The following is an 11,616-nucleotide window of genomic DNA, read 5'->3' as shown; positions in this document are numbered from 1 at the left end:
CTCGCCGTTGGCGGTCTGAAAATCACCCGTCACGCCCCTCTCCGCACCCACCCCCTCCACCGCCCCCTCCCGCAGCGCGTCCCTCTCGCCTGGGTGGGTGGGGAGGGGGGTGGGTGGTGGGGGTGGTTGGGGTGGTGCTGGGTGGGGGGTTGGGGTGGGTGGGTTGGTGCGGGGGTGGGTTGGTGTGGGGGTGGGGTATGGGTGTCGGTATGGGTTTTGACGAGATGGTGGTGCCGGCGACCGAGGCCGGGCGGGATGGGTTGCGGGCGATTCTGGGGGCGCCGGGGGATGCGGTGGTGGCGCTGGACTTCGATGGGACGTTGGCGCCGATCGTGGCGGATCCCTCGCGGGCGCGGGCGCATGCGGGGGTGGTGGGGGTTTTGCGGGGTCTTGCGGGGGTGGTGGGGGCCGTTGTTGTGGTGACCGGGCGGCCGGCGGGGGTGGCGGCGGAGTACGGGGGGTTTGCCGGGGTGCCGGGGCTGGTGGTGCTGGGGCACTACGGGGCCGAGCGGTGGGAGGCGGGTGAGCTCTCGGCGCCGGAGGTGCATCCGGGGGTGGCGGGGGTGCGGGGCGCGTTGCCGGGGGTGTTGGAGCGGGTGGGGGCGCCCGAGGGGACGTGGGTGGAGGACAAGGGGCGCTCGGTGGCGGTGCACACCCGGCGGACGGGGGAGCCGGAGCGGGCGTTGGAGTTGTTGCGGGGGCCGGTGGGGGAGCTGGCGGAGGAGTACGGGCTGGTGGTGGAGCCCGGGCGGTTGGTGCTGGAGCTGCGGCCGCCGGGGGTGGACAAGGGGGCGGCGCTGACCGGCTTCCTGCGGGAGCGCGGGGCGCGGTCGGTGCTGTACGCGGGGGACGACCTGGGGGACGTGGCGGCGTTCCGGGCGGTGGAGGGGTTGCGGGCGGAGGGGCTGGCGGGGTTGTTGGTGTGTGCCGGCGCGGTGGGGGACGCGCCGGTGCGGGAGCTCGCCGACCTGGCGGATGTGGTGGTCGACGGCCCCGACGGGGTGGTGGAGCTGTTGGGGGCTCTGGGGGAGGCTCTCAGAGGGCGTTGAGCTGGTCGAGGAACCACTGCTGCGGGGGGAGCGCGGTGGCCGCGGCGGCGAGGCGCTTGGTGCGGTCGGCGCGTTCCTCGGGGCTCATGGTGAGGCCGGTGTGCAGGGCCTCGGCGGTGGCGATGACGTCGTACGGGTTGACGGTGAGGGCGTCGTCGCCGAGTTCGGCGTGGGCGCCGGCCTCGCGGGAGAGGACGAGGGCGCAGCCGTGGTCGGAGACCACCGGGACCTCCTTGGCGACCAGGTTCATGCCGTCCCGGATCGGGTTGACGAGGGCCACGTCGGCGAGCCGGTAGGCGGCCAGCGAGCGCGGGAAGTCGTCGTTGACGTGCAGGATCAGGGGTTGCCAGGTGGGGGTGGCGAATTCGGCGTTGACGGCGGCGGCGAGTTCCTGGACCGCGGCGGTGTAGTCGCGGTACTCGGCGAGGTCGGTGCGGGACGGGTAGGCGAAGGCGATGTGGACCACCCGGTCGTGCCACTCGGGGTGGGTGCGGAGCAGGTGCCGGTAGGCCTGGAGGCCGCGGACGATGTTCTTGCTCAGCTCGGTGCGGTCGACCCGGACGATCGTGCGGCGGTCGCCGACGGCGGCCCGGAGGGCGGCGAGGCGCTCGTCGACGTCGGGGCGGTGGGCGCGTTCGCGCAGGAAGTCGGCGTCGGCGCCGAGGGCGTGCACGCCCAGCTGGGTGGTGCGGCCCTGGTGGGTGACGGTGAGGGCGGCCGGGTCGAAGACGGCGCCGAGGAGGTCCTCGCAGCAGGCGGCGAAGGCGCGGGCCCAGCGTTCGGTGAGGAAGCCGGCCCGGTCGGCGCCGAGGATGCCGGTCAGGACGGCCCGGGCGACGTCGTCGGGGAGCAGCCGGTAGTACTCGGGCGGGGCCCACGGGGTGTGCGAGAAGTGGCCGATCCGCAGGTCGGGGCGGGCCTCGCGGAGCAGCGCCGGGGTGAGGGAGAGGTGGTAGTCCTGGACCAGGACGGCGGCTCCCGGGGCGGCTTCGGCGGCCAGGGCGGCGGCGAAGGCGGCGTTGTACGCCTGGTAGGCGGCCCATTCGGTGCGGAAGTCGGCGTCGAAGGAGGGCGCGGTGGGGGTCGCGTAGAGCAGGTGGTGGACGAACCAGAGGGTGGAGTTGGCGACGCCGTTGTAGGCGCGGGCGAAGGTCTCCGGGTCGATGTCGAGCATCCGTACGGCCTGTCCGCCGACCTCGTGCCCGGCGCGGTCGAGGCGGCCGTCGGGGGCCTCCCGGGCGGCTCTGCGGTCGGCGTCGCCCAGGGCCGCGCAGACCCAGACGGCGGTGGGGTCGTCGATCGCGGACAGGCCGGAGACCAGGCCCCCGCCGCCGCGGCGCAGGGTCAGCGTGCCGTCGTCGGCGGTGCCGAAGGACACCGGTCCCCGGTTGGAGGCCACCAGGACGGGGGCGGTTCCGGTCGCACTCGAACGTTCGGTCGTGAGATCGCCCATGGTTGGGATGTTGCCTGGGGGTCCGGGTGGCAAACCCGTCAACGACGGGTGGCGTACTCGGGGACGGTGTGCATCGGGGGGCGTTCCAGGGCCGTCACGGGGTGGGTGTGGGCGGTGAAGGCGCGGGTGTGCGGGTCGCGGGTGAACTGGGTGAGGTGGGGGTGGACGAGGTCGGCGGAGGCCTTGAGGCGGTGCGAGCGGTCGAGGCGTTCCAGGGCGGTGCGGTAGATGGTGGCGGCCATCCGGCCGAGGGCCTGGCCGTCCTGGTGGCGGTGGTGCCGGACGCCGACGTCGACCTGGGCGAGGGCGTCCAGGCCGACCAGGTCGAGGGCGTCGATCAGGAGGCCGATCTCGACGCCGTAGCCGGTGGGGAAGGGCAGCCGTTCGAGCAGTGAGCGGCGGGCCGCGTACTCGCCGCCGAGGGGCTGGACGAAGCCGGCGAGTTCCGGCCAGTGGAGGTTGAGCAGGGGGCGGGCGACGAGTTCGGTGACCCGGCCGCCGCCGGTGGGGACGATCGCGCCAGTGTCCCCCGCCGCGGAGCCGCCGACTTCGAGGGGGCGGTCGTACATGGCCTTGACCAGGTGGATGTCGGGGTCGGTGAGCAGCGGGCCGACGATGCCGGAGACGAAGGCCGGGTCGAACTCGCGCAGGTCGGCGTCGATGAAGCAGACGATGTCGCCGCGGGTGACCAGCAGCGAGCGCCAGAGCACCTCGCCCTTGCCGGGGACGGCGGGCAGCCGGGGGAGGATCCGGTCACGGTGTTCCACCCGGGCGCCGGCCTCGGCGGCGACGGCGGCGGTGGCGTCGGTGGAGCCGGAGTCGACCACGACGAGTTCGTCGACGAGTGGGATCCGGTCCATGAGCTCGCGCCGGACGGTGCGCACGATGTCGCCGACGGTGGCCTCCTCGTCGAGGGCGGGGAGGACGACGCTGACCGTCCGGCCGGTGCGCCGCTTGGCGGCGAGGAGGGCGTCGACCGGCCGATCGGCCGCGCTCCACGAGCGGCGGCGGAGCCAGGACGCCGCCTGCGGGAGGAGCGCGTGGGTCGGTTCGGCGGGCACGGTGACTCTCCTCGGCGGGATCGGGTGGGACGGGTCATCTCGCTTGGCGGACGGTCCCGTTCAGGTTTGACGCCTTCGGATACAGTCTTCGTACAGCGGCCGGACCTTTGCACGCCGGGGTCGCCGCTGCGCACCACCACAATTTCACAAGCTCATCCAGAGGGACTGAGGGAACGGCCCGTTGACGTCCCGGCAACCTTCTCGCTCGGCTGTCGTCGACAGGCCCCGGCGGGACAGGTGCCAATTCCGGCCTGTGGCGCGTCCGCGCCGCGGGGAAGATGAGGAGAGAGGCCTCCGCCATCATGGCTATCGACACCGTCGCACCCGTTTCCGTCGACCTCGGCCCCGCCGCCGCGCTGTCCTGTCGGGAGTGCGGGACCCGCTTCCCGCTCGGCCCCAGCTTCGCCTGTGCGGAGTGCTTCGGGCCGCTGGAGATCGCCTACGAGTTCGGTAGCGAGCGCGCCGAGGAGCTGCGCAAGCGGATCGAGTCCGGCCCCGCGTCCATCTGGCGGTACGCGCCGCTGCTGCCGGTGCCGGCCGACGTCGCCTCGAAGCCCAACCTGAACCCCGGCTGGACCCCGCTGGTGAAGGCGGACAACCTGGGCCGGGAGCTCGGGTTCACCGCGCAGCTGCACGTCAAGGACGACTCGGGCAACCCGACGCACTCGTTCAAGGACCGGGTGGTGGCCTGCGCGATCGAGGCGGCCCGGGCGTTCGGCTACACCACGCTGTCCTGCTCGTCGACCGGCAACCTGGCCGGTGCGGTGGGCGCGGCGGCGGCCCGGGCCGGGTTCCGCTCCTGCGTGTTCATCCCGCACGACCTGGAGCAGGGCAAGGTCGTGATGGCCGGGGTGTACGGCGGTGAGCTGGTCGGCATCGAGGGCAACTACGACGACGTGAACCGGTTCTGCTCGGAGCTGATCGGGGACCCGGCCGGCGAGGGCTGGGGCTTCGTCAACGTCAACCTGCGGCCGTACTACGGCGAGGGCTCCAAGACGCTGGCCTACGAGATCTGCGAGCAGCTCGGCTGGCGGCTGCCGGAGCAGATCGTCATCCCGATCGCCTCGGGCTCGCAGCTGACGAAGATCGACAAGGGTCTGCAGGAGCTGATCAAGCTGGGTCTGGTCGAGGACCGGCCGTACCGGATCTTCGGTGCCCAGGCGGAGGGCTGCTCGCCGGTGTCGGCGGCGTTCAAGGCCGGCCGGGACGTGATCAGGCCGGTGAAGCCGGACACCATCGCCAAGTCGCTGGCGATCGGCAACCCGGCGGACGGCCCGTACGTGCTGGACATCGCCCGGCGGACCGGCGGCGCGGTGGAGGACGTCACGGACGCGGAGGTGGTGGCGGCGATCCGGCTGCTGGCCCGGACCGAGGGGATCTTCGCCGAGACCGCGGGCGGGGTGACCGTCGGCGTGCTGAAGAAGCTCGTGGAGACCGGCCTGCTGGACCCCGCCAAGGAGACCGTCGCGATCAACACCGGGGACGGCCTCAAGACGCTGGACGCCGTCTCCGAGGCGGGCATGACCGCCGTCATCCGCCCGACGCTGGACTCCTTCCACGCCGCCGGCCTCGCGTCCGCCTGATCCACCCCCCACCCCGCTAGGAGAGTCATGAGCGCCACCGTCCGCATTCCCACCATCCTGCGCACCTACACCGGCGGCGAGGCCGAGGTGACCGCCGAGGGGGCCACCCTGGGCGAGGTCATCGCCGACCTGGAGCACAACCACGCGGGCATCGCGGCCCGGATCCTGGACGACACCGGCAAGCTGCGCCGCTTCGTCAACGTGTACGTGAACGACGACGACGTGCGGTTCGCCGACGGTCTGGCGACCGGGATCACGGACGGTGCGAGCGTTTCGATCATTCCGGCGGTGGCCGGCGGCTGCTGAGCCGTTCCCGCCGTTTCCCGGCCGTCCGCGCGTACGGAATTCCACTCTCCGTGCGTGCGGGCGGCCGCTTGCATTTCGGCGGGAATATTTTCGGTCGGAGTCGGAGTAGAGTGTGGCTCTGCTGGGAACAGGGCTTCCCCTTCCGGCACTGGGTGCTTCGCCGGAGCTCGTCCGGACGCTGAGACCGCCCCGGGGCCGGGGCCGTGAAACATGTCAGGCAGATGTCAGAATTCCTGCAGGCATTTGAGTAATTCGTCCGCTATGTCCGGCGCTGATTGCCGATTTTCTCCCGGTTTGTTCGCTCTTGTCTCTTGACGGGGCTGCGGAATTCCCGGCGGCTGACCCTGTTGCAGAGGGCGTCGATCCGGATACATTCAGCGGCGGTCGACGTAATCAGCCGCTCACGGAAGCCGTCCGGCGCCCCGCTGCGGAGGATTGCGGCGTGCACGGCTGCGCCCAGGGGGGGTTCCCCGGGCCGGCCTTCAAACCAGACCCGGGCCCGCGACCTGCGGGCCCGTGAAGGGCCAGCACAGCACTAGGGGAGTTCGGAATGGCTCAGGGCACCGTCAAGTGGTTCAACGCGGAGAAGGGCTACGGCTTCATCGCGGTCGACGGTGGTGCGGACGTCTTCGTCCACTACAGCGCGATCCAGATGGACGGCTACCGCACCCTCGAGGAGGGCCAGCGGGTCGAGTTCGAGATCTCCCAGGGACAGAAGGGCCCGCAGGCGGACATGGTCCGCGCGGCGGTCTGACCTCTTCCGGCACCCAGGAGCTCGGCGCGGCCCACGGCTGGTGACCACTCGCTTCTCGACGGGCCCGTACGACACGCGTCGTACGGGCCCGTTCGCGTTCCCCGGGCGGGCCGTCCGGGCTCCCGCGCGGGGGCGGACGGTGGCTCGCGGGTCGGTCATTGGGCTTGCACTCGACCACCCGGAGTGCTAATCATTGGCGTTAGCACTCACAGTGTGAGAGTGACAGCGGACCGGGTCGGTGAGGCCCCCGGGAGCGGTAGGGGAATGGACCTCCGCGCACCAGGGCCGTCCGTCGCGGGCACCCCTTGGTCCGAGCAGTCGACCGTGTCCCGGAGGACCACTTCTGATGGCCAAGATCATCGCCTTTGATGAGGAAGCTCGCCGCGGCCTTGAGCGTGGCATGAACCAGCTCGCCGATGCAGTGAAGGTCACGCTCGGCCCCAAGGGTCGCAACGTCGTGCTGGAGAAGAAGTGGGGCGCCCCCACGATCACCAACGACGGTGTCTCCATCGCCAAGGAGATCGAGCTCGAGGACCCGTACGAGAAGATCGGTGCGGAGCTCGTCAAGGAGGTCGCCAAGAAGACGGACGACGTCGCGGGTGACGGCACCACCACCGCCACCGTGCTCGCCCAGGCCCTGGTTCGCGAGGGTCTGCGCAACGTCGCCGCCGGCGCCAACCCGATGGCCCTCAAGCGCGGCATCGAGAAGGCCGTCGCCGCCGTCTCGGACCAGCTGCTGGCCCAGGCCACCGACGTGGAGACCAAGGAGCAGATCGCCTCCACCGCCTCCATCTCCGCCGCCGACACCCAGATCGGCGAGCTCATCGCCGAGGCCATGGACAAGGTCGGCAAGGAAGGCGTCATCACCGTCGAGGAGAGCAACACCTTCGGTCTGGAGCTCGAGCTCACCGAGGGCATGCGCTTCGACAAGGGCTACATCTCCGCCTACTTCGCCACCGACCTGGAGCGGATGGAGGCGACCTTCGAGGACCCGTACATCCTCATCGCCAACTCCAAGATCGGCTCGATCAAGGACCTGCTCCCGCTGCTGGAGAAGGTCATGCAGAGCGGCAAGCCGCTCGTCATCATCGCCGAGGACGTCGAGGGCGAGGCCCTGTCGACCCTGATCGTCAACAAGATCAAGGGCGTCTTCAAGTCCGTCGCCGTCAAGGCCCCGGGCTTCGGCGACCGCCGCAAGGCCATGCTCGGCGACATCGCCGTCCTCACCGGCGGCACCGTGATCTCCGAGGAGGTCGGTCTCAAGCTGGAGAACGCCGGCCTGGACCTCCTGGGTGGCGCCCGCAAGGTCGTCATCACCAAGGACGAGACCACCATCGTCGACGGTGCCGGTGACAGCGACCAGGTCGCCGGCCGCGTGAACCAGATCCGCGCCGAGATCGAGAACAGCGACTCGGACTACGACCGCGAGAAGCTCCAGGAGCGCCTCGCCAAGCTGGCCGGCGGCGTGGCCGTCATCAAGGCCGGCGCGGCCACCGAGGTGGAGCTCAAGGAGCGCAAGCACCGCATCGAGGACGCCGTCCGCAACGCCAAGGCCGCCGTCGAGGAGGGCATCGTCGCCGGTGGTGGCGTCGCGCTGCTGCAGGCCGGTGTCGCCTTCGACAAGCTGGAGCTGGAGGGCGACGAGGCCACCGGTGCCAACATCGTCCGCGTGGCGCTGGAGGCCCCGATCAAGCAGATCGCGACCAACGCCGGCCTGGAGGGTGGCGTCGTGGTGGAGAAGGTGCGCAACCTCCCCGCCGGTCACGGCCTGAACGCCGCCACCAACGAGTACGTCGACCTGATCGCCGAGGGCATCATCGACCCGGCCAAGGTCACCCGCTCCGCGCTGCAGAACGCCGCCTCCATCGCGGCGCTGTTCCTCACCACCGAGGCCGTCATCGCCGACAAGCCGGAGAAGGCCGCCGCGGCCGCCGGCGGCGGCATGCCGGGCGGTGACATGGACTTCTGATCCTGATCGGACTCCGATCGGATCGGCTGATCCTCGTCCGCGTGGGCGGTTCCCTTCGGGGGGCCGCCCACGCGGCGTTTCGGGCGCGGGCCGCTCCGGCCTCGGGCCTGTGTTTTGAACCCATGGGCGGGCCGCGGAGAATGGACGGATGGCTTCCGATGACATCGAGACCGCCCTGCACAACGCCCGGGCCCTGATCCTGGCCGACCTCACCGCGCGGGACGTGGCGGACGCCGCCGTCGTCTCGCTGGTGGAGCAGGCCGTCACCCACCGCCGCTGGTGGCTGGAGCAGTGGCCGGACGGCACCGACTACGTGCTCGGGCTGGTCGCCCAGGACGTCCAGGACGCGCTGCTGGAGGCGTACGGCCGGTGGCCGCTGTGCACCACCTGCGCGGCCGACGGGGACCCGCACGCGCTGGGCGTGGAGCCCGAGTTGGGGCCGGAGCCGCACTGGGTGTGCGGCAAGCAGGGGGCCGTGGTGGCGCCGGTGGGGGAGCTGGGAGCCTAGTCCTCGCCGAGCTGTTCGAGCTCGGTGGTCAGGTTGGTGCGGGCGGTCGCGGCGAGGCGCCGGTGGGCGTCGGGGGTGCGGTAGAGGGCCGGGAGCGCCAGCAGGTGGCGCAGGACGGCGGCCCGGCCGGTGCGGAAGTCCGGCTCGGGGACGAAGGCGTACTCCTCCCGGACGGCGGCCGCGTAGGCCGCGTAGGCCTCGGGGGTGCCGCCGAGGACGGCGAGGTCCGCGTCGCAGAGCACCTCGCCGTCGCGGTCGCCGGGGGCCGGGTCGTGGCCGACGGTGAGCAGGACCAGCCGTTCGACCTCGGCGACGCGCTCGGCGGGCAGGCCGGCGGCGGTCAGCGCGCGGACGGCGAGGGCGGCGCTGCGCTCCTCGTTCTCGGTCCGGTCGGGGCGGTACACGGCGTCGTGGAACCAGGCGGCGAGCCGGACGGTGTCGGCGTCGGCGGCGTGCCCGGCGAGCGCGTCGACGTGGTGCAGGACGGCGCGCAGGTGCTCGGTGGTGTGGTACCGGCGGCGCGGGTCCGACCAGCGGCGCAGCAGTTCGCGGCCGTACGGTTCGGGGTCGTCGGTGGCGCCGCAGCGGTGCAGCAGGGCGGTCCAGGCGGTGAGCAGGTCCTCGGTCGGCATGGGGCACATTGTGGCGGGTCCGGTCGGGTCGGATCGGCGCGGGCCGGTGCTGGACCTATAGGTAGGTTGACGATATATGTAGTCGTATGACAGAACGCTCCATGCAGGAGCCCACGCTGCTGCTGCTCACCGCCCTGGCCGACCAGCCCAGACACGGCTACGCGCTGATCCAGGAGATCGCCGCCATCTCGGACGGCCGGGTCAAGATGCGCACCGGCACCCTGTACGGCGCCCTCGACCGGCTGCTGGGGCAGGGCCTGATCGAGGTCGCCGCCGAAGAGGTGGTGGACGGACGGGCCCGGCGCACCTACGCGCTGACCGGGGCCGGCCGGGACGCGCTGGCCGCCGAGGCCGGACGGCTGCGCGCCGTGGCCACCGAGGCGGAGCGGCGACTGACCAGGATCCGGTCGATGCTGCCGGGCCGGGCCGGGGAGCGGCCCGCGACAGGGGGAGGACTCTCATGACCATGCCGGTGATCGGTCCCGCGCCCTCGGCGGTCCTGCGGGCCGCGCTGCGGCTCTACCCGGCGGGCTACCGGCGCGAGCGCGGTGCGGAACTGGCCGAGGTGTTCGCCGACACCACGGCGGCGGGCGGCCGGGTGGCCCTGGCCCGGGAGGTGCTCGGCCTGGCGGTGTACGGGCTGCGGGTGCGGCTGGGCCTGACCGGCGCCTCGGCGGCCGGGCGGCTGCTGGCGCTGGCGGCGCCGATGATCGCCGGCGCGGTGGTCGGTGCCGTCATGGTGCCCTGGGTGCTCGCCCTGGAGCGGACCACCAGGTGGCTCGCCTGGGACGACTCGTTCGGCACCCACGTCCGGGCGTTCGCCCCGCCGGTGGCCGCGCTGCTGCTCGGGGTGGCGGCGCTGCTGGGGCGGTGGACGGCCGTCCGGGCGACCTCGCTGGTCCTGGGTGCCATCGGGCTGTACAACCTGGGGCGGGCCGTCCGGGTGCCGGGTCCCTTCGACGTCTGGTGGGTCGGCTACATCGGGATGGCCTCGCTGCCGTTCGTGGTGGCCGCGCTGCTGCTGGTCCTCGCGCCGACCGACCTGCTGCCCCGGCCGAACCTGCGGACCGCCGGGCTGGTGCTGGCCTCGGTGGTCGCCGGCGGGCTGCTGGAGGCGGCGCAGAGCTGGGACGACACGACCTTCCCGCTGGACCTCCAGTGGTTCGTGGTGATGCTGATCGCCCCGACGCTGCTGACCTTCACCGGGTTGCGCGGGCGGCTGGGCCCGACGGCGGTGGGGCTGGCGGTGCTGGTGCTGACCGGGCCGGGCAGCCTGTTCAACATCTGGCGGGAGTCCCGCGGGATCTCGCACCTGCTGCCGATGGCGGTGCCGGTGGTGGCCGTGCTGGTCCTGGTGGCGGTGGCGGAGCGCCGGTTCGGCCGGCGGGCGGCCGTCGGGATGGTGCCGGGGCGGGCGTGACCGGGGCCCCGTCCCCGGCGTGATCAGGCTTCCGCCCTCGGCGTGACCGGCCCCCGCTCCCGGGGGGACCGGCCCCCGCTCCCGGCGTGACCGGCCCCCGACCCCGGCGTGACCGGAACGGGGGTGCGGGTCTCGCCGGGGGCGGGGGGATGTGGCAGGCTGTCTGATATGTCTAGACCAATTTTCGAAGTCATCGCGCTGACGCCCCAGGACGCCCAGGCAGCCGAGTCCGGCGGCGCCGACCGGCTCGAACTGGTCACCGACATGGCCGCCGACGGACTCACCCCCTCCGTCGAGGACTTCGCCCGGATCCGCGCCGCCGTCGAGCTCCCGCTGCGCGTCATGCTCCGGATCCGGGACGGCTTCGCCCCCGGCGACCTCGACGAGCTGTGCGCCCGGGCCGCCGCGCTGCGGGCCGAGGGCGCCGAGGAGTTCGTCCTCGGCTTCCTGGACACCGGGGGCGCCGTCGACCTGGCCGCCACCACGGCCGTCGCCGAGGCGATCGCCGGCTGCCGCTGGACCTTCCACCGGGCGATCGACCACAGCACCGACCGGGCCGCGCTGCGCGCCGCCGTCGGCGCCCTGCCCGGGCTGGACACCTTCCTCACCTCCGGCGCGGCCGCCGGGGTGGACGCCGGCCGGGAGGTGCTGTCCGCCGAGCTGGCCCGGGCGGGCGAGCCCGGCTACACCCAGCGGATCCTGATCGGCGGCGGCCTGCGGGCCGAGCACGTCAAGGAGCTGCGGGCCGAGGGCTTCGACGCCTTCCACGTCGGCGGCGCGGTGCGGGCCGACGGCTGGCTGACGCCGGTCGACGCGGCCAAGGTCGCCGAGTGGCGGGCGATGATCGACGCCTGAACCCCTGCTGGAGGGGCCGGTCCCGG

Annotated in this window: 12 protein-coding genes and 1 riboswitch; of the genes, 9 read left to right on the top strand and 3 right to left on the bottom strand. The window is 72.8% G+C overall.

Features of this window, described 5'->3' with window-relative positions; translation table 11 throughout:
- Positions 1 to 209: 209 nt before the first annotated feature.
- Complete coding sequence (otsB, locus tag AB0F71_RS37695) at positions 210 to 1,049, top strand: trehalose-phosphatase (RefSeq protein WP_360245075.1); 840 nt, start codon at positions 210 to 212, stop codon at positions 1,047 to 1,049.
- Here the strand turns inward: otsB and AB0F71_RS37690 are convergent.
- Positions 1,036 to 2,502, bottom strand: coding sequence for a trehalose-6-phosphate synthase (locus tag AB0F71_RS37690; protein ID WP_360245072.1), 1,467 nt, complete (start codon positions 2,500 to 2,502; stop codon positions 1,036 to 1,038). The two genes, otsB and AB0F71_RS37690, sit on opposite strands and share 14 nt — an antisense overlap.
- Before the next feature lie 38 nt (positions 2,503 to 2,540).
- Entirely contained in the window at positions 2,541 to 3,563 is a 1,023-nt protein-coding gene (locus AB0F71_RS37685) for a glucosyl-3-phosphoglycerate synthase (protein ID WP_360245069.1), read from the bottom strand.
- A 149-nt stretch (positions 3,564 to 3,712) separates the two neighbouring features.
- A riboswitch (SAM riboswitch) is annotated at positions 3,713 to 3,848 on the top strand.
- Between the two features lie 17 nt (positions 3,849 to 3,865).
- On the opposite strand from AB0F71_RS37685, the gene thrC reads away from it, so the two are divergent.
- From thrC to AB0F71_RS37660, 5 genes are all read left to right on the top strand, one after another.
- A complete protein-coding gene (thrC, locus tag AB0F71_RS37680) occupies positions 3,866 to 5,146 on the top strand; it encodes a threonine synthase (RefSeq protein WP_360245066.1) in 1,281 nt (426 codons plus the stop codon).
- A 27-nt stretch (positions 5,147 to 5,173) separates the two neighbouring features.
- Entirely contained in the window at positions 5,174 to 5,452 is a 279-nt protein-coding gene (locus tag AB0F71_RS37675; protein WP_360245063.1) for a MoaD/ThiS family protein, read from the top strand.
- Between the two features lie 550 nt (positions 5,453 to 6,002).
- Positions 6,003 to 6,206, top strand: coding sequence for a cold-shock protein (locus tag AB0F71_RS37670; protein WP_030289665.1), 204 nt, complete (start codon positions 6,003 to 6,005; stop codon positions 6,204 to 6,206).
- Between the two features lie 346 nt (positions 6,207 to 6,552).
- Positions 6,553 to 8,175 carry a chaperonin GroEL gene (gene groL, locus AB0F71_RS37665; RefSeq protein ID WP_360245060.1) on the top strand — a complete coding sequence of 541 codons (1,623 nt, stop codon included), beginning with the start codon at positions 6,553 to 6,555 and terminating at the stop codon, positions 8,173 to 8,175.
- Between the two features lie 148 nt (positions 8,176 to 8,323).
- Entirely contained in the window at positions 8,324 to 8,683 is a 360-nt protein-coding gene (locus tag AB0F71_RS37660; RefSeq protein ID WP_360245057.1) for a hypothetical protein, read from the top strand.
- Here AB0F71_RS37660 and AB0F71_RS37655 read toward each other — a convergent pair.
- The gene (locus AB0F71_RS37655; protein WP_360245054.1) at positions 8,680 to 9,315 is read right to left on the bottom strand and encodes a hypothetical protein; all 636 of its coding nucleotides are present in this window, start codon (positions 9,313 to 9,315) and stop codon (positions 8,680 to 8,682) included. The genes AB0F71_RS37660 and AB0F71_RS37655 overlap by 4 nt on opposite strands.
- An 86-nt stretch (positions 9,316 to 9,401) precedes the next feature.
- Between AB0F71_RS37655 and AB0F71_RS37650 the strand changes: the two genes are divergently transcribed.
- The 3 genes from AB0F71_RS37650 (at position 9,402) to AB0F71_RS37640 (ending at position 11,590) form a co-directional block, all read left to right on the top strand.
- Entirely contained in the window at positions 9,402 to 9,779 is a 378-nt protein-coding gene (locus tag AB0F71_RS37650) for a PadR family transcriptional regulator (RefSeq protein ID WP_360245051.1), read from the top strand.
- The gene (locus AB0F71_RS37645) at positions 9,776 to 10,735 is read left to right on the top strand and encodes a hypothetical protein (RefSeq protein ID WP_360245048.1); all 960 of its coding nucleotides are present in this window, start codon (positions 9,776 to 9,778) and stop codon (positions 10,733 to 10,735) included. Before AB0F71_RS37650 ends, AB0F71_RS37645 begins: the two co-directional genes overlap by 4 nt.
- A gap of 168 nt (positions 10,736 to 10,903) precedes the next feature.
- Positions 10,904 to 11,590 (top strand): copper homeostasis protein CutC, encoded by a 687-nt coding sequence (locus tag AB0F71_RS37640; protein WP_360245045.1) that lies wholly within the window; start codon positions 10,904 to 10,906, stop codon positions 11,588 to 11,590.
- The last annotated feature ends 26 nt before the right edge of the window (positions 11,591 to 11,616 follow it).

Origin of the sequence: Kitasatospora sp. NPDC028055, from assembly GCF_040637885.1 — a bacterium.
Lineage (GTDB): Bacteria > Actinomycetota > Actinomycetes > Streptomycetales > Streptomycetaceae > Kitasatospora.
Note: the sequence above shows the minus strand (reverse complement) of the source record. Positions and strands in the feature narration are given on the sequence as shown.